This window comes from Streptomyces sp. A5-4 (assembly GCF_051131715.1).
Classification (GTDB): domain Bacteria; phylum Actinomycetota; class Actinomycetes; order Streptomycetales; family Streptomycetaceae; genus Streptomyces.
Genome location: NZ_CP178591.1, coordinates 27,994 through 43,393 on the forward strand (window position 1 = coordinate 27,994; position 15,400 = coordinate 43,393).

Sequence of the window (15,400 nt, forward strand, 5' to 3'; positions counted from 1 at the left end):
CCGGAACCGCCCACCGGGTGAATACGGCGTCGCGAGCGTGACCCGACCGGCGATCCGCCCAGCCACCCCGGCCCACCGGTCATCGCGCAGGTCACAACCGCCAAGACGCGACTCAAAAAGGGCGGCTCCGCGCCCCTTCCCCCCACGGGCCCGGCCCGCCAGCGGCGGTGCAGGGCCGGCCGACACATCGCAGTCAGCGGCAGGGATCCGCAGGTGCGCGGGGCCCCGCACCGCGCCCGGTGCGGGGCGTGTTGTACAGCTCGCTCAGGGTTCGCGGCCCGGGCGGAAGGTGGCGCGGGTCAGTGCCAGGCACTGAGGCCTGCTACGCCACGGCCCTGGACTGCCATTCCCAGCGCAAGCCGTCCTTCAGTAACGACTGAACTTGAACTCGTGATGTCGGCCTGATCGGCATCAGTTTTCCATGATCAGGCCGGTGCCGGCGAGGCATCCGTCGACCAGGTGCGGTCGGTACTGGATCTGCTTGAGGCTTCGCTTCACGGCTCGGGCCAGTTGGTCGAGGTTCGCGGCGGCGAGGTTGCCGATGGTCCGTTTGACCAGCGACCAGACGCCCTCCTGGGGGTTGAGGTCGGGAGCGTATGAGGGGAGCTGGAAGACGGTCAGCCAGTCCTCGTTCGCTTCGATGAACGCCCTCATCTGCGGCATGAGGTGAGCGCGCAGGTTGTCCCAGACCAGGACGATCGGCCCGCCGAGCTGGATGTGTGCCCGGACTATCAGGTCGCGGAAGTCCTCCCAGGCGAAGCCCTTCTTCTCGTTCTTGCGGCCGCGGTAGACGTGGAAGCTGTAGAACATCCGGGACCGCTTGCCCTGCCTGTAGCAGGTCATACCGGCCATGGAGACTCGGCCGGAGCCCCGGCCACGGACGCGGACCTCGGGGGTCTGGCCCACCCGGCCCCATGTCCTGGCGCGCGGCGGTCTCATCGATTGCCCGGCCTCGTCCTCGAAGACGATCCAGGCCCCGCGAGCCGCCGCGGCGCTTTTACCCGCGGCCAGACCTCCTTCTTCCACAACTCGACGGCCGCGTCGTCACGCTCGATCGCCCGGCGGGCCGGCTGCTGCCAGGACCAGCCGTGGCGTTTGAGCAGCCGCCATGTCCCCTCCACGGTGTAGGTGACGTGGAACAGGCGGCCGATCAGCGTTTTCACCCGAGCCAGTGTCCATCGCTGGTCATCCCAGCCATGCGCCAGCGGCCCGCGCTCCAACTCGCCCTCCAGCCTGGCGATTTGCCTGTCACTCAGCCTCGGCCGTCCCGGCGAGCCCTTCGACAGGACCCCGGACCCACCGCCCTCACGCCACAGCCGGCGCCAGCGTTCCACCGACCGCTCGGACACCCGTAGCGCGCCCGCGATCTCCCGGTTCTTCTCCCCGCCCTCGAAGCGTTCCACGGCCAACAGCCGGATCCGCTCCCGCACGGCCCTCTCAGCGTCGGTCAACCCGCCGCCCTGCGCGTACCTCACAACCCAGGACTACCGAAGCCGCCGGGTCGCTGTCAGGCGAATGGCCCCGACATCACCCAATCAAGTTCAGATACCTTTAGTTCGACCTCAGGATTCGAGATCGCAGTCGACATCGACGATCCGCGAACTCCAGTCCCTGGACTGCATCGAACCGAACAACGTAAGGATCATGGCAGGCCCAAGGTCCGAAAGAGGTGTGCGCGTTGGGCGCCCCCGCGCAGTCGACCGACCTCGCCGGTCATACCCCGCGCTGACCTCGACGCGGTCGCCGCCTAACTCATCAGCAGCCAACACAAGACGCTCGGCCGGGAAACCCCAGCCGAGCGCCTGTCCAATCTGCTTGCGGTCTGATCAACCAACCGCAGTGTTGCACCGACTCCTGGAATTCTACCCAGTATCGAGGCAGGGCACCGTACCTTGGATTCGGCTATTACTCCGAAACGTACATCCAGGCAGAGCACGTATCCGGTACTGTATCTGCCGCGCTACCCATCGTGCATACCCGCGCCCTGTAATTATTGATACTGAGAAGATCTCCATCCGTTTTGTAGACACTGGTGCCTGCACCCTTGCCGTTGTACCAGGAGCCTCCGTCCCAGTCGTACCACTTATCAGTGGCTCTTACCTGTATAAACGCCCGCACGCCCTTGCCGTCGGCACGGTAATCGCTAAGACGCCAGTCATCTCCGTCGTCGTAGAAGTGCAACCCGCCGGAGAGATTTCCGAAAACGGTCACTGTGACAGACTGGTCCGTGGCAAAAGCTGGACTACTGGCGCCTACCACAAAGGCGGGAACGGTCAGGACCGCTGCCGCTCTGGCAATCCATTTCTTGGACATAGAAAACCCCCGAGTTGATTCAATGGCGAATGTATCCGCATGGCAAACTCTTACAGCTGTTGCGGAGCGTCGCTCCGCAAATTTCTACTTTTGAAGGTCGTAACGTCCACAGCTGTTCGACGGGAAACTTAATCTCCCTGCAGGATTTTTGATCCATGAATGGCTGTGCACGATCGCTCGAGGCGACCCTCGAATCACCTCGCGTGAGCAGCTGAGCTCGCCGACAAGAAAAAGATACCTTGACCGGAACTCCGGCGCTACAACGGCAGCCAAATAATCGCAGGGAATATTCACGACGTTCTGAACAATTTCGGGCAATGCTTCACCACCCCGATTCCGAAGCTCAAAGATACCTCAAATCTCAAATCCATCAGATCTGACTTGCGAATTGGTGCGTGATAACTGGTGGAGGGTGCCCGCATCCCGCCGAAGGGGCGGTCCATCGCGCCGTGCCGCAGCCGGTCCATGTCCTCGATGCCGCTGGGCAGCTTCCTGCGCACGTTCACCCACGGGCACGTGAGGCAACTGGCCGCCGTCGCCCGCCGTTTCCTGCCCGCGCTGGCCGCGCACACCCCGCTGCTCCTGAGGGTGGAGACGGTCGCCTACGTCGACCTGGACGACACGATTCGGCGGACCTACGGCTATGCGAAACAGGGCGCCGGATACGGCTACAACAAGGTCAAGGGCCTGAACGCACTCCTCGGGATTCTCTCCACACCACTGGCCTCGCCGGCCATCGCCGCCAGCCGGCTGCGCCCCGACAGGTGCGATGCCGGGGCCGGGCCGTTGTCACTGGGTGGCTATCCGAGCCAGGTGATGGTGAGGACGGACAAGCGGCGCAGGGGCCGGTTCACCCAGTAGGTGAGGGAGAGCTGGCCGACGGAGGCGTGGCGGATGTCCTCGCCCTCGGGGTCGTCGGTGTTGAACTGCCGGAGCCCCCAGGGGTCGGCCGCGGCGGCGTCCAGGACGTCCCACACGGTGTCTTCCGCGTGCTCGGGCAGGGCGTCGAGGACCTTGGCGGCCGGGGCGGAGAAGCGGACCGCGTACGGCTGTCCGGTCACCGGCGCCTGCCCCGGAGCTCCGCCATGTCGATGAAGTCGCTGTCGTCGTAGCCGGAGGCGACGAACGCGTCGACCGCCGGGGCGGAGGCGATGAGGCCCTGCCACTCCTGGACGACCTCGTACAGCCCGCCGAGGGAGAAGGTGCGGCGGGATTCCTCGAGGGCGGTCGCCCACTGCTGCTCGAAGGCCGGCACCCACTGTGCGGCGCGCTGGTCGGCGCGCAGCTGGGCGAGGAGTTCGGCCGGCGCCCCGGGTGCGGGGGCGTTCGGCGTGAGGGGTGCGTGGTCGGGCTGCGCGCTCATCTGGTCCTCCCGGCGGGTCGTCACCTCACGGTACGCGCGCCGGGTGGCCGTGGAAGCGGACATGCGGTGACCGGCGGAGAAGTAGGGGTCGGACCGGGGCGCGGTACTGGCCTTGTGACCAGCCCGTTTCCCCAGCCCGCCCTCCGCACCGGACATGCACCTCTCAGCGCATCCGGCGCTCCACAGACTCCCTTGGGACCGCGCGGCTCAGACCGTCGCGGTTCTCGTCCACGGTGTCGGAATGCTGTAGCCCCGCCATCGATACCGGGTGACCTTCACCCGCTGGGGGACGAACAGCGTGATCCCCCGTCCTCTTCGGGCCGCCAACCGGGCTCGCCGGTCAGATAGCGGCGTCGCAGAGTCCTCCAGTCGATCCCGGGATGCTGTTTCCTCAGCCACAAGGTGACCCGACGCCAGGTGAAGGCGTCAAGGTAGTGGAACGTGGCTGTGGACGACCCGAACCGGAAGTAGTTACACCATCCCAGCATCATCGAGTTGAGCTGACGAAGCAGGTCGGCGAGGGTTCGCTGACCTCTCTTGTTGGTAGCCGCCCGCACCTTGTCCGTGATCGAGGCCAACGCCTTCTTCGACGGATAGGTGTAGACGTAACGGCGAAGGCAGGCGCGGGTCGATCTCCACATGGGAGAGGTCGACCAGCCACGAGCCGGGGATCTTCGGGTTGAACTTCGGGGTGACGAAGTGATCCGGGGCCGACAGGCCGACCGTGAGCCGGGGTTGTGGCCGCTCACCCAGTTGCCGGTCTCCTCATCGCGCACCGGGCGGGTCGGCGGTCGCAGCGCGGTCATCAGCTCCAGGCCGGACACGGCGGTGCTGCCGCGTGGGGTGCTGACTCGCTGGGCGTAGGTGCCGAGGACCTGGGCGATGTCGGCCGGGTCCATGTCGGCCACGCCGGGCCAGGAGCGGGTGTCGAGGGCGTCCCAGGGCAGGATCGCGAGCTGCACGCACTGGCGCTGGGCGCCGGTGGCCTTGCGGTAGATGCGGGCCCACGGGCCGAAACCGCGCTGGGTGAGCTGCCATTTCGCCTTGAGGACCTGCTTGACGACCGGGTGGTCCTCTTCCAGGCGCAGGCCCCTGCGGTCCTCCAGGCGCTCGGGGAGCCCCAGCTTCACGGCGGCCGACGCGGTGAGCACGATCAGCGGGTCGGCGTCCTTGCCGGGCCCAAGTGCCCGTTTCGAAGGTCGAGTTGTACGCGTCGATACGCCATGACGCTCGGGTCGAAGGGCTGTCCAGCAGGGCTTTATCGGCGAAGTACGGGGTGGGTCGCCGGACGGTTTCGATGGCGTTGGAGTCGGTGTGGCCGGCGCCGTGGAAGCAGCTTCCGGCCCGGGCCTCGCGCCTGGATCCGTTCAAGGCGACGATCGACCAGATCCTGCGGGACGACCTGGACGCGCCGCGCAACAGGCCGCAGCACAGAAGACCGTCAGTTGATCCCCGACCGCAGACCAACCACTCTCTACGGCCCCGGCCCCAGCCCTGGGAACCAACGGAACAGCCAGAATCGATGAGATCGATACTGGTCGCCGGGTCGTCAGCTGCGGTGACGACCGCCGACGGTCAGACCGTGGCGATCACGGCGTAGCGCTCGTCGTTCACCGTACGGCCCCACAGGGCCGTCTGGGCGTCGAGGGGTTCGACGCGCAGGTCGGTGACGAGAGGGCGCACCGCGACGGCGAGATCGGTGGCGCCGATGCCGCCTGCCCAGGGCAGTGTTCCGGCACCCGCGACGTACGGCGTTGCGCTCTGTGTGGCCTCGCCCCACCGGCCCTCAACCAGGATCAGAGTGCCGCCGGGGCGGACGCGGCTGATCCAGTCGGCGAGTGCGGTGTGCGGATCGGGCAGGGTCCACATCAGATGGCGGGAGATGAGGACGTCGAACCGCTGATCGCCGGTGGGCGGGGCGGCGGCGTCGCCCACGAGGAAACGCCCCGCCAGTCCGGCGGCCGTCAGCTTCGCCCGGGCGCGCTCGACCATCCGCGGGGAGAGGTCCACGCCGGTGACGCAGTGTCCGGCCCCAGCCGCCAGCAGGGACAGCGACCCGGTCCCGCAGCCGACGTCCAGCACATCCGCCAGCCGGGACGGCAGCCAGGAATTCAGGAGGTTCGCCCACGCGTCGCGGGTCTCCAGGTCCCGCAGTCCGTGGTCCGGCTCCTCGTCGAAGCGCTCAGCAGCGGCGTCCCAGTACCCGGCAATGGCAGCGATGTTCGTCATCCCCTGATCCTTTCAGGCGCCACTGACAACACCCCCCTGCCATGCCACCTGCAACCGGACCCTCAGCTATCCATGATCGATTTCCACTCTCCCGTTGGTCCCCAAGACCGGGCTCCGCAGAACCCACGAACGGGGCCTCCGCCTTCGGGCGGTGCCGCCCGAAGTGGAGTCACTTCTCACCTACCAAACGAGGCCCTCCGGCCGCCGCGTGGAGTCAGAACCCGCCTACAGGCGGAGTCAACGAACACCTACAAAGCCACATGGTCCGGCTCGGGCCCACCGACGATGCGACCGCGGTCACCGCCGCCCAGCTCCGCGCCGTGGCGGAGCGGCTGATCACGGCCGGCCAGTGGACGGCCGGAGACCCGGACATCACGATCGTCATGGACGCCGGCTACGACGTCACCCGCCTTGCCTGGGTCCTGCGCGATCTCCCGGTCGAGCTGGTCGGCCGGATCCGCGGCGACCGCGTGATGCGGCTGCCGAAGCCGCCACCCCTCTACAGCCCCAAGGGCGGACATCCGCCCAAGCACGGGCCGGAGTTCCGCTTCGCCCAACCCGAGACCTGGCCCGAACCGGCACTCACCACGGCCACCGACACGATGAACTACGGCAAGGCGCAGGCTCAGGCCTGGGACCGGGTCCACCCGCGGCTTACCCACCGCTCGGCCTGGCTGGAGCACGACGGTGAACTCCCCATCGTCGAAGGCACCTTGGTCCGCCTCAAAGTCGAGCACCTCTCCAAGGAACGTGATGCTCCGCCCGTGTGGTTATGGTCCTCGAAGACCGGCGTCGCCTCCGACGATGTGGACCGCTGCTGGCAGACGTTTTCAACGCGTTCGTTTCGGCCCGACCGGGACAGCCAAACCGGTGATCTCAACTCGGCGCACACCTAATTCGGGAACGGGCCCCGTATCGTGACGCCTCCATCGACTACGAGACTTTGGCCCGTCACATAAGACGAGAGTGGCGAGGCCAGGTAGACGGCCGCAGCAGCTGCGTCGCCGGGGACGCCGAACCGGCCCATCGGAATCTCAGCCGCTCCCTCGGCGTCCTCCGCGGAGTTCGCCACCGACGTCGCGATCGCTCCGCACGCAACGACGTTCATACGAATGCCGTCGCCAGCATATTCTGCGGCGACGGTCTTAGCGAGGCTCCCGAGTCCGGCTTTGGCGGCACCGTAGCCTGCCTGCATGGGTGCGCCCATCGCTCCGGTGATCGAGCCGACGCTGACTATGGATCCCCCGTTCCCCTGGGCCAGGAACGTACGGATGGCAGCACGGGCTGCGCGCGCCACATACCGCAGGTTCATCTCGTAGACCAGGTCCCAGTCGTCGTCACTCATCTCGTGCAGCCGCACGGCAGGCACAAATGCAACCTGCCCTCCGACAACGGTCACGAGGGTGTCGAGCGTGCCGAACTCGGCGGCGGCGTGGGCAACGAACCCATCGACATCCTGCCGGGAACGGACATCACCGACCAGCGGAATGGCGCGTGCACCGGCCTTTGTCAACTCATGAACCGCATCACGCGCTCGCTCCGGATCGATGTCCGCGATGGCTACAGCAGCACCAGCCACAGCGAATGCCCGCGAGATCGCGTGCCCGATACCTTGGCCTCCTCCCCCGATCACCAAGGTGTTCATGCCAGCGAGAGGGTTAGCGAAGTTGTCCACCACCGGATCCTCGCATACCCGTTGCCACCAGAGACTGGTCTCAACGTCGGGACGTCCCATCCAGGCGATTTGCGGCGTTTGGGGTTCTGAAACAGGCACTGAGCTTGGTCTTTATCTACCAAGATCTTCCAGGCTTGCCGATGGCCTTGAGGGTCTCGGGGCGTTTGACGGTCTTGCCGACGTCGTAGCGGGGTGCCCGGTGTTTGTTCTTCGCGCCGGGTGGCCGACCGGGGCCGACGCCTCGGGGTTTGGGAACACGGGCCGGGCAGGCGAGGTGAGCGCGGATGTTCCTGAACCCCCGGCGGACCCGGGCCGGGGTGAGCCGGTCGGAGATGGCGGGTTTCTCCCAGGGCCGGCGGAGGTCCGCGGCGAGGGGGCGAGCGAGCCGGAGCTGGGTGTGAGCGACGATCAGGAGCCAGGTCCAGCGGTCAGCGGCCTCGGGAGTGCGGAGTTTCGGCGTGGTCCAGCCGAGGGTTTGTTTCGCGAAGCGGAAGGTGTGCTCCAAGTCGAAGCGGCGGAGAAACACCTGCCAGAAGCGGTCCACGTCGTCGGGGGTGGCGTCGGTCTTGGAGGACCATAACCACACCGGCGGAGCATCCCGTTCCTTCGATAGATGCTCGACCTTCAAGCGCATCAACGTTCCCTCTACCAAAGGTAGTTCGCCATCATGGTCGAGCCAGGAGGAACGGTGGGTGAGCCTGGGATGGACCCGGTCCCAGGCCTGGGTTTCGGCCTTGCCGTAGTTGGTGGTGTGCGTGACTGTGGTGATCGCGGGCTCGGGCCAGGTCTCCGGCTTGGTGAAGCGGAATTCCGGGCCGTGCTTGGGCGGCCGACCGTTGACGCCGTGCATTCTCGGTGGTTTCGGCAGGCGCATCACGCGGTCGGAGCGGACTCGGCCGACCAGCTCGACCGGCAGATCGCGCAGGGCCCAGGCCAGGCGTGTGACGTCGTAGCCGGCATCACTCACGATCACGATGGCCGGGTCCCCGGCCCGCCACTGGCCTGCGGTGATGAGCTGCTCGACCACTCCTCGGAGCTGGGCGGCGGTGATTGCTGTCGCGTCGTCCGCTGGTCCGAGCCGGACTGCGTCCAGGATCGCGGTCCATGACGTGGCGCCCGGCTCCAGCACGGCGACGAAGGAGTAGGGCCAGCCCGGAATGAACTGCGAGGCCGTCTTCGCGCGGCCGTAGACGTGGCAGAACAGACGGTCCGCCGAGCACGGCGCGTCCGAGCGGAGCCACGGTGACACATCGACCGCTAGGACCAGGCGCCCGCCGTCGAAGCGCGGCAGCGGCAGTCCGGCCAGCGCGGCCCGCAGCCGTTCGGTGTCGATCCGGCCGTGGTTCAGGCCGCCGTACATCGCTCCGTGCCCACGACGGTGCTCGGGCAACAACGTCAAGTCCACCGGGGACTTCACCGCACCGTCCGCACACAGCACCGCGTCCACCAGCTCGAACAACGCGTCGCGCCGGGCGGTCAGACACTCGTAGAACTCACCCCGGAAGCGTGACGCTTCTGCGAACGCTTCCCTCCGGACAGCATCAGCCAGCAGACTCACCCTCACGGCCTTCGTCATGGTCACGTGCACCTTGGTCGGATCACATGATCAGACGAAGGCCGCCCCCACGTCCGGCGAATACCCAGGTGAGCGGTCCAGTTCGAGATGCCGTTCGAAGCTGGAACGGCCCGTCTCGTCCGATGTGTGGTGGACATGCCGGGCTGGCAGGTTTTCCCGAAGGGCGCTGAGACAGGTGAAGTAGGGTGCCGCCAACCAACTGGGGGCGGCATGAAGCAGCAGGCATCGACAGGTCCGCTTGCCCAGGACGGGGAAGGGCGACCGAGTCGCCTGCCGCGACGGGTGCTGTTCGTTGTGACGGTGTACCTCATCTGTTTCCTCTGGGGAACCGCCATGCACCTCGTGGATCTGGCAAGTGGTGGTCACAACAGCTATGCCTCTCCTGCACCAGCTCCCATCCGGGTCTACTTCGTCGCTCTGGTCCTGCTCGACCCTCTGGCGGCCGTTCTGCTGGCACGACTTCGGCCATTCGCCGTGATTGTGGCGTGCGCGGTCATGACCGTGGACGTGTCCGCCAACTACTACGTCAACTGGCCGCAGATCTCACAACACCCGGACTACCTGCTCCGGCCCCTCGGGTTGCTGCCGTTCACCCTGTTCGCGCTCTTCGTCGCTGGGACAGCGTCGCCCCTCTACCGGCACCTGGCCCGGATTGCCGGAGCACGGAAGCCGATAGACGACAACGCCGGTTGATGCAGTCCGTCCCATGCTCACCGCGAGCGACGACACCTAGTCTGGCAGCGAACTCCACAAGTCCCGAGAGAAGAGGCAACGACCGTTGCGACGGGGCGCGGAAGATAAAGAACAAGCTGAGCTTGAGATTTAACCTCGCCGATCGAACAGAACCTGCCGCCGGGTCAGACGGGCATTTTCGCCCGATTCGAACCTGTCTCGGGTGCGTTGATCACGCCTGAAACCGCCGGTCAGAGGTGTTCGAATTCGCTGGGTTAAATCTCAAGCTGAGGCCTGCTACGCCCCGTGCACTGTTCAGCAGGGGAGGGTGGCGTGTCCGGCAGCGCCGGTGGAACCGGTGATGCCGTCCGCGGTCAGCGTGGCGGCGGTGCCGTCGCCGCCGGGCTGGCCGGGACACACCGGGCTTGCCGCGCCGCCAGCGCCACCGGTGCCGCCCTTGTGGGTGCCGCCGGCCGTGGAGGCACCGCCCTGGCCACCCTGGCCGCCGGTGATGCCGGTACCGGCGTCACCTACGCCGCCCACACCGCCCTTGCCGCCGGTGCCGCCCTGGTTGGCAGCACCCCCCGCGCCGCCCGCGCCGCCGTCGCCGTTGGCCCCGCCCGCGCCGCCCGCACCACCGGCTCCGCCGGTGCTTCCGATGCCGTCGCCGTTGCCACCGCCGCCACCGATACCACCGTTGCCGTTCGCACCGGCCGCTCCACCGGTACCGCCCAGGCCGCCGAGGCCGCCGTTGCTCCCCACACCGTTGGCGCCGTTACCACCGGGGACGCCAAGGGCGCCCAAGCTGATGGAGGTCCGGGAACTGCTCGCGTCGGGGTGGGCCGCCGCGGAAGCCAGGGTGGGGGCGGCGAGGCCGGCCACGGCGATCGCGCTGATCAGAAAGGTCCGGGCAAGAGCGTTGGTGCGCAGGATGCGCATGAGGTACGCCTTTCGGTTTGTGCGCCCGGAGATACTCCCCGGCCGGCACACCCATCAACGTAGGCGGCGATGGCCCCACCCGCGCAGCACCAGATGATTAAATGTCTGGAAATAGAGAGATTCAATAGATTCTGGCTTTAATTGCCCGCTCCGAGAAGTTCGCCGTCTAGCCGACTGAGCACGCTCCGCTACGGCCAAGCGGTAGCCAGCTCGAATCTGGCCCCTGCTCTGCAAGGGGGGCTGCCGGGGGATCTCGACCGATGCCTCGTCGTGCGGCCGCATCTGCGACCCAGGAAAGCGGAAACTTGCCCAGAGCCGGGGCCGGCCGGCCGAACGTGCGCAGGATGTTCGTCTTTTGAGTCCTCGTCATATGGCCGAATCTCATTCGGCCTGCGTGAGCGTGCGGAAGGGGTGCGCGTGTGGTCGGCTCTGGTGGGGCCGACCGTGGCCTGCCGTAGGGCAAGTAGCCATCGCCTGCCGCGTGGTGGTGGGCCCACCCAACAAGGCTCCGATCCGGCTCTGGTTCTGCCCGGTGTGGGTACGTCCCCTTATGTGTGAGGAGTTCATCGCATGAAGCTTCGTCGTTCAGTCGCTACGTCCCTGGCCGCTTCGGTCCTGGTAGTCAGCGGCGGGTTGTTGACCGCGCCGCCGGCCGCCGCCGACCCCGTTCCCCCCGATGCCGCAGCCTGCGTGGGTCTGCTCCAGGACGCGGCCACCAAGGCCGCAGCCCTCGCGGCCGCCAACGTCGCTGCGGCGGCCAGCATGGCCGCCGCCCTGGTCATCGCCGCCAACCCAGCCGCAGCCCAAGCCACGGCAGCGGAAGCCCTCAAGGCCCAGAAGACGGCCAACGACGCGGCCGCCGCCGCCCTCAAAACCGCAGCCGCCGCAGCCGGCTGCGTAGTGCCCGCTCCTGTCCCGCCGCTCCCCACACGCTGACGCTCCCCCAGGAGCCACCCCGCAGCGCATCACGCGACGCTCCGTATGAGATTGGCCCCGCCGCGTGCGCTCGGATGCGCTGCGGGGTGGCTCCCCACACTCATCCGTTCCCGCAGCCGGCAACGGTTTGCTTTGCCGCGGATGCCAGCCCGGGTACACGCCCGCCATGAGAGCCGGTGAACCGGCTCTCATGGCGGGAAGCAGGGTGCGGTCGTCACGCCCTTGAGTGTGAGTGGACCAGGTGTCCTTGCGGCGCGATGTCGTGGGGCACCCGGCTATGGCAGGTCACGGTGTTCCGTCGGCTCCGTTCGCGCAGGGGCTGCCCCCGCCGAAGGTCCCGCCGATGCCGCCGGTGCCGCCCTGGAAGAGCAGGCCCCCGGTGGCGTTGCCGCCGGCGCCACCGATACCGCAGGCACCATCGGCACTGGCGCCTGACTTGGCACCGCCGTTGCCACCGTTGCCACCGTTGCCGCCGGAGTTGAGGATGCCTCCGGAGCTCAGGCCCCCGGCCCCGCCGATGCCCGCGGCGCCGCCCGGGAAGGCACCGCCGGTGCTGCCGTTGCCGCCGTTTCCGGCCTTTCCGCCCTTGCCGCCGTTACCGGAGCTGTTGATGCCGCCGGCGCCGCCGTTACCACCCGCGCCGCCACCGTGGCCGATGCCGCCGTTACCGGCGTTACCGCCCGCGCCGCCGGTGGATCCCCCGGCGCCACCGAGGCCGCCCGCCCCGCCCGCTCCGGCGTTGGCGCCGGAGTTACCACCGGAACCACCGGCGCCGCCCGCACCGCCCTTGGTACCCGCACCGCCCGCACCGCCCGCACCGCCCGCACCATCGAGGCCGCCAGCGGCACCCGTGCCACCGTTGCCACCCGCCGCACCATTGGGGCCGGCCTTGCCGCCGATGGCACCCGCCCCACCGGAGCCGCCGCCCAGCCCGAGCCCGCCGTTGCCGCCCGCACCACCGGCCCCGCCCAGCACACCACTACCGCCCGGACCGCCCGCACCGCCGGCACAGTCCCCAGTCCCGGTCGCGGGACCGCCCGCGGTCCCGGGAAACCCGGCAGGGTGGGCAGCGGTGCCGTTGGCACCCGCGACGCCCGCGGTGCCCGCGGTGCAGGCCAGGGCCGACGCGCCGGCAGGAGCACCGAGGAAAAGTGCGGCCCCGGCGAAGAGGGTCGGGAGGGCGAGGAGAGCGGTGGTCTGTTTCCTGTTCACAGGGTTCCTCTGGCTCAGGTGAAGCGAGGGCCGATCCGAAGCGCGAAACCAGGTTGACACGGCACCGAGAAAAGAATAATTCCCCTCGAACACTTTTCCGTGCCGCATGCACGGCGTTCGCCAAGGCAGTCCGTGAAATTCCGCGCAGTTACATGGGACACGCATGTCCCGATATTTGTAATGGTAGGAGGAGTGCAATCTTCATCAATATTTACCCGAGGGGGCGGCACTGCATCTGCGGGAGGAGAACTCCCCCGAACAAAATGTTTCCCTTAGGGTCGTTGGTTTGACCGCCAAGCGCCGATGAGCGGCCACCATGTCCCACATTTTGTGACCTACAGCCGCCGAGCTGGGGGTTCTGTCAGATTGCGGCAGCCGGAAGTCACTCCAGGCCACCCGGCGCACAAGGCCCGATGAGCGCGCCGGCGCAGCGCCGGGGCAGACGGGCTGCGCAGCGGCGGCACACCGCGCCGATTGCTCGCCTTCTCCTTGCTTGAGCCGAGATGGCCGAATGCCAAGATTTTCGACATTTTCGGCCACCCGTGGTCAGCGGAAAATCAAAGGCCTCTGCATCTCGTACGAAATCGCGATGGAGATACCGAGTCGGATCATCGGCACCCCACAAGCACCAGTCCACGAACCGTGTTCTGTCGGGGCCCTCCCTCTGTTCTGTGTCTGCGGCGTCCGGCCCGGTACGGACAAGCGCCCGGCCTGTGGAATTCAAGGAATCTCGGCCGGGCGGTTGTCCTGCTTGCTGTCCTGCCGCGGGGAACCGCTCACCGCAAGGGTTCAGCAGGGGAGAGTGGTCTTGCCGGCGGCTCCGGTGGCACCGGTGGTGCCGTCCGCGGTCTTCGTGGCGGCAGTGCCGTTGCCACCGGGCTTGCCCGGACACACCGGACTGGCCGCGCCCCCGGCGCCGCCCGCGCCGCCCGTGCGGCCGGCCGCGAGCTTGGAGGCGCCGCCGTTACCGCCCTTACCGCCGGCGATACCGGCCCCGGCATTACCCGCACCACCCACACCGCCCTTGCCGCCGGTACCACCGAGCGCGGCGTCACCGCCCAGCCCTCCGGCCCCGCCGTCGCCCTCGGCACCGCCCGCACCGCCCGTGCCCCCGCCCCCGCCGACGCTCCCGAGGCCGGTGGCGTTGCCACCAGCGCCTCCGTTGCCCCCGTTGCCGTTGGCACCCGCGGCACCACCGGTGCCGCCGAGACCGCCGAGACCACCAGAGGTCCCCACACCGTTGGCGCCGTTGGCTCCCGGAGCCCCTGCGGCGCTCAGAGCCCGGGCACCGCCCGCACCGGGCTGCGCGGAAGCGAGGAAGGGAGCGACGGTCAGGCCGGCTACGGCCACCGCGGTAATCAGGAAGGTCCGGGCCGTGGCTGTCGCGCGCACAGAGCGCATAAGACTGTCCTTCGGTTGTGCGGACGGAGAGATTCCCCGACCGACAGCCCTCACGCTAGGGAAGCGCGACACCCTACGCACCCCAAAGAATGATCAAATGTCTTTAAATAGACTGAATCATCAAACTACGGCCTTAAATCCCTAATCCTGCACCCGACGCCCCATCTCCGCGGTGTGCCGCCCGCTGCCGAAGAACACACCTTCGCGCGGTCGCGTTAAAGAACACCGTGGCAGCGGTCATGACGTGACAGCAGCAAGGGGAAGGGGGTGAGCCTCCAGCGAGGTCGGAGGCTGGGCCGGTTCCTGCGCGCGCCGCTAAGGGCTCCGCTCGCTGACCCGGCGGCGGCTCGCCCCCCGCGCCGGGAGGTCAGACGGCCTGGGTGGCGGGCGCAGCTCCTAGGCGGTCCAGGCGTGCGTAGAGCGCGCGGACGAGGCGGGCTCGGTTCTGGGCGCAGTGCACGGTGCCCTCGATCGCCTTGGACAGCCGGCCTTCCGCTTCGCGCAGGACGACGTCGGCGAGTGCCTTGGGCCCGCTGTCCTTGGGCAGCTGGTTCGCACGGCGTCGGACGTCGGCGGCGATGGCGCGGGCGTGGCCGGTGAGCTGGAGGGCGATCTGTTCGTAGTCGCGGGTCGTGACCGTGCCCTCGCCGGACCAGGCGAGGACGGCCTTGACGAGGCACTCGTACGGTTCGCGGTCGAGCGGGAGCTCCGCCTCGATCAGCCCGTCGGGGTCGTACAGGACGGTGTGCGTGCTGGTGTGCATGGCGGGCCTGACTGCTGGGGCGTCTTCGCGCGGGTGGCCGGCGGTCACCGCTGGGTGTCCTCGCCGCCGTCGGCCCCGTCGTCCTGGTCCTCGCCGTGCTGACCGAGGAACCGGGCAAGGCCCCGGTCCGCGCGGGCCAGCAGGGCCGGGGAGGGAACGCCGTAGACAGGCGACTGGAGGCCGCGGCCCTCCGGGGCCGGGGCGGTGCTGTCCGGGTGTGTACGCATGGAGCCCCGCCTCTCCGGCTGGTGGTCCGTCGGTGACTTCGACGCTACGCAGCGTTGGGGACGGTCCTCAACAAGGTTGCGGGTAATTGCGGAG

General features: G+C 68.2%; 15 protein-coding genes and 2 pseudogenes. 4 read left to right on the forward strand and 13 right to left on the reverse strand.

The genetic code is table 11. The features are described 5' to 3' along the window. Window positions 1-411: 411 nt before the first annotated feature. A protein-coding gene (locus ACLLJJ_RS00125) for an IS630 family transposase (RefSeq protein WP_434587118.1) occupies window positions 412-1,475 on the reverse strand; the annotation gives its coding sequence in 2 pieces (ribosomal slippage) (window positions 412-1,028 and window positions 1,028-1,475; 1,065 coding nt in all). A gap of 1,303 nt (window positions 1,476-2,778) precedes the next feature. On the opposite strand from ACLLJJ_RS00125, the gene ACLLJJ_RS00130 reads away from it, so the two are divergent. Then, window positions 2,779-3,174: a hypothetical protein gene (locus ACLLJJ_RS00130; RefSeq protein ID WP_434587120.1), complete on the forward strand. Its 396-nt coding sequence runs from the start codon at window positions 2,779-2,781 to the stop codon at window positions 3,172-3,174. Here the strand turns inward: ACLLJJ_RS00130 and ACLLJJ_RS00135 are convergent. From ACLLJJ_RS00135 to ACLLJJ_RS00155, 5 genes and pseudogenes are all read right to left on the reverse strand, one after another. Further along, entirely contained in the window at window positions 3,114-3,374 is a 261-nt protein-coding gene (locus ACLLJJ_RS00135; protein WP_434587122.1) for a hypothetical protein, read from the reverse strand. The two genes, ACLLJJ_RS00130 and ACLLJJ_RS00135, sit on opposite strands and share 61 nt — an antisense overlap. Further along, window positions 3,371-3,676 (reverse strand): DUF6247 family protein, encoded by a 306-nt coding sequence (locus tag ACLLJJ_RS00140; RefSeq protein WP_434600250.1) that lies wholly within the window; start codon window positions 3,674-3,676, stop codon window positions 3,371-3,373. The genes ACLLJJ_RS00135 and ACLLJJ_RS00140 overlap by 4 nt, the downstream gene beginning before the upstream one ends. Before the next feature lie 275 nt (window positions 3,677-3,951). Continuing rightward, window positions 3,952-4,317 (reverse strand): group II intron maturase-specific domain-containing protein, encoded by a 366-nt coding sequence (locus tag ACLLJJ_RS00145; RefSeq protein ID WP_434587124.1) that lies wholly within the window; start codon window positions 4,315-4,317, stop codon window positions 3,952-3,954. After that, a pseudogene (locus tag ACLLJJ_RS00150) lies at window positions 4,286-4,851 on the reverse strand (telomere-associated protein Tap); the annotation flags it as partial. The pseudogene ACLLJJ_RS00150 and the gene ACLLJJ_RS00145, both read right to left, overlap by 32 nt. Before the next feature lie 400 nt (window positions 4,852-5,251). Continuing rightward, window positions 5,252-5,905: a class I SAM-dependent methyltransferase gene (locus ACLLJJ_RS00155; protein WP_434587126.1), complete on the reverse strand. Its 654-nt coding sequence runs from the start codon at window positions 5,903-5,905 to the stop codon at window positions 5,252-5,254. 260 nt (window positions 5,906-6,165) lie between these two features. On the opposite strand from ACLLJJ_RS00155, the pseudogene ACLLJJ_RS00160 reads away from it, so the two are divergent. After that, a pseudogene (locus ACLLJJ_RS00160) lies at window positions 6,166-6,744 on the forward strand (transposase); the annotation flags it as partial. Between the two features lie 53 nt (window positions 6,745-6,797). On the opposite strand, the gene ACLLJJ_RS00165 reads toward ACLLJJ_RS00160, so the two are convergent. Together ACLLJJ_RS00165 and ACLLJJ_RS00170 are read right to left on the reverse strand one after the other, a co-directional pair. Further along, a complete protein-coding gene (locus ACLLJJ_RS00165) occupies window positions 6,798-7,550 on the reverse strand; it encodes an SDR family NAD(P)-dependent oxidoreductase (RefSeq protein WP_434587128.1) in 753 nt (250 codons plus the stop codon). 145 nt (window positions 7,551-7,695) lie between these two features. Then, the gene (locus tag ACLLJJ_RS00170) at window positions 7,696-9,156 is read right to left on the reverse strand and encodes an NF041680 family putative transposase (RefSeq protein ID WP_434587130.1); all 1,461 of its coding nucleotides are present in this window, start codon (window positions 9,154-9,156) and stop codon (window positions 7,696-7,698) included. Window positions 9,157-9,366: 210 nt separating this feature from the next. On the opposite strand from ACLLJJ_RS00170, the gene ACLLJJ_RS00175 reads away from it, so the two are divergent. Further along, window positions 9,367-9,849 carry a hypothetical protein gene (locus ACLLJJ_RS00175; protein ID WP_434587132.1) on the forward strand — a complete coding sequence of 161 codons (483 nt, stop codon included), beginning with the start codon at window positions 9,367-9,369 and terminating at the stop codon, window positions 9,847-9,849. A gap of 294 nt (window positions 9,850-10,143) precedes the next feature. Here ACLLJJ_RS00175 and ACLLJJ_RS00180 read toward each other — a convergent pair whose 3' ends face one another. Beyond that, complete coding sequence (locus ACLLJJ_RS00180) at window positions 10,144-10,767, reverse strand: hypothetical protein (protein WP_434587134.1); 624 nt, start codon at window positions 10,765-10,767, stop codon at window positions 10,144-10,146. Between the two features lie 570 nt (window positions 10,768-11,337). On the opposite strand from ACLLJJ_RS00180, the gene ACLLJJ_RS00185 reads away from it, so the two are divergent. Beyond that, a complete protein-coding gene (locus ACLLJJ_RS00185) occupies window positions 11,338-11,703 on the forward strand; it encodes a hypothetical protein (protein WP_434587136.1) in 366 nt (121 codons plus the stop codon). A gap of 285 nt (window positions 11,704-11,988) precedes the next feature. On the opposite strand, the gene ACLLJJ_RS00190 is transcribed toward ACLLJJ_RS00185, so the two are convergent. From ACLLJJ_RS00190 to ACLLJJ_RS00205, 4 genes are all read right to left on the reverse strand, one after another. After that, on the reverse strand, window positions 11,989-12,915 hold the full coding sequence (locus tag ACLLJJ_RS00190; RefSeq protein WP_434587138.1) for a hypothetical protein: 927 nt from the start codon (window positions 12,913-12,915) through the stop codon (window positions 11,989-11,991). A gap of 789 nt (window positions 12,916-13,704) precedes the next feature. After that, window positions 13,705-14,316, reverse strand: coding sequence for a hypothetical protein (locus tag ACLLJJ_RS00195; RefSeq protein ID WP_434587140.1), 612 nt, complete (start codon window positions 14,314-14,316; stop codon window positions 13,705-13,707). 367 nt (window positions 14,317-14,683) lie between these two features. After that, window positions 14,684-15,079: a DUF6415 family natural product biosynthesis protein gene (locus ACLLJJ_RS00200; RefSeq protein ID WP_434587142.1), complete on the reverse strand. Its 396-nt coding sequence runs from the start codon at window positions 15,077-15,079 to the stop codon at window positions 14,684-14,686. A gap of 44 nt (window positions 15,080-15,123) precedes the next feature. After that, window positions 15,124-15,306 (reverse strand): hypothetical protein, encoded by a 183-nt coding sequence (locus ACLLJJ_RS00205; RefSeq protein WP_434587144.1) that lies wholly within the window; start codon window positions 15,304-15,306, stop codon window positions 15,124-15,126. Between the last annotated feature and the right edge of the window lie 94 nt (window positions 15,307-15,400).

Excerpts from the sequence above, each read along its gene's own strand:
- ACLLJJ_RS00145 (WP_434587124.1), bottom strand. The coding sequence starts at position 4,317 with ATGTGGAGATCGACCCGCGCCTGCCTTCGCCGTTACGTCTACACCTAT.
- ACLLJJ_RS00165 (WP_434587128.1), bottom strand. The coding sequence starts at position 7,550 with ATGAACACCTTGGTGATCGGGGGAGGAGGCCAAGGTATCGGGCACGCG.
- ACLLJJ_RS00140 (WP_434600250.1), bottom strand. The coding sequence starts at position 3,676 with ATGAGCGCGCAGCCCGACCACGCACCCCTCACGCCGAACGCCCCCGCA.
- ACLLJJ_RS00195 (WP_434587140.1), bottom strand. The coding sequence starts at position 14,316 with ATGCGCTCTGTGCGCGCGACAGCCACGGCCCGGACCTTCCTGATTACC.
- ACLLJJ_RS00200 (WP_434587142.1), bottom strand. The coding sequence starts at position 15,079 with ATGCACACCAGCACGCACACCGTCCTGTACGACCCCGACGGGCTGATC.
- ACLLJJ_RS00155 (WP_434587126.1), bottom strand. The coding sequence starts at position 5,905 with ATGACGAACATCGCTGCCATTGCCGGGTACTGGGACGCCGCTGCTGAG.
- ACLLJJ_RS00130 (WP_434587120.1), top strand. The coding sequence starts at position 2,779 with ATGTCCTCGATGCCGCTGGGCAGCTTCCTGCGCACGTTCACCCACGGG.
- ACLLJJ_RS00205 (WP_434587144.1), bottom strand. The coding sequence starts at position 15,306 with ATGCGTACACACCCGGACAGCACCGCCCCGGCCCCGGAGGGCCGCGGC.
- ACLLJJ_RS00170 (WP_434587130.1), bottom strand. The coding sequence starts at position 9,156 with ATGACGAAGGCCGTGAGGGTGAGTCTGCTGGCTGATGCTGTCCGGAGG.
- ACLLJJ_RS00180 (WP_434587134.1), bottom strand. The coding sequence starts at position 10,767 with ATGCGCATCCTGCGCACCAACGCTCTTGCCCGGACCTTTCTGATCAGC.
- ACLLJJ_RS00175 (WP_434587132.1), top strand. The coding sequence starts at position 9,367 with ATGAAGCAGCAGGCATCGACAGGTCCGCTTGCCCAGGACGGGGAAGGG.
- ACLLJJ_RS00185 (WP_434587136.1), top strand. The coding sequence starts at position 11,338 with ATGAAGCTTCGTCGTTCAGTCGCTACGTCCCTGGCCGCTTCGGTCCTG.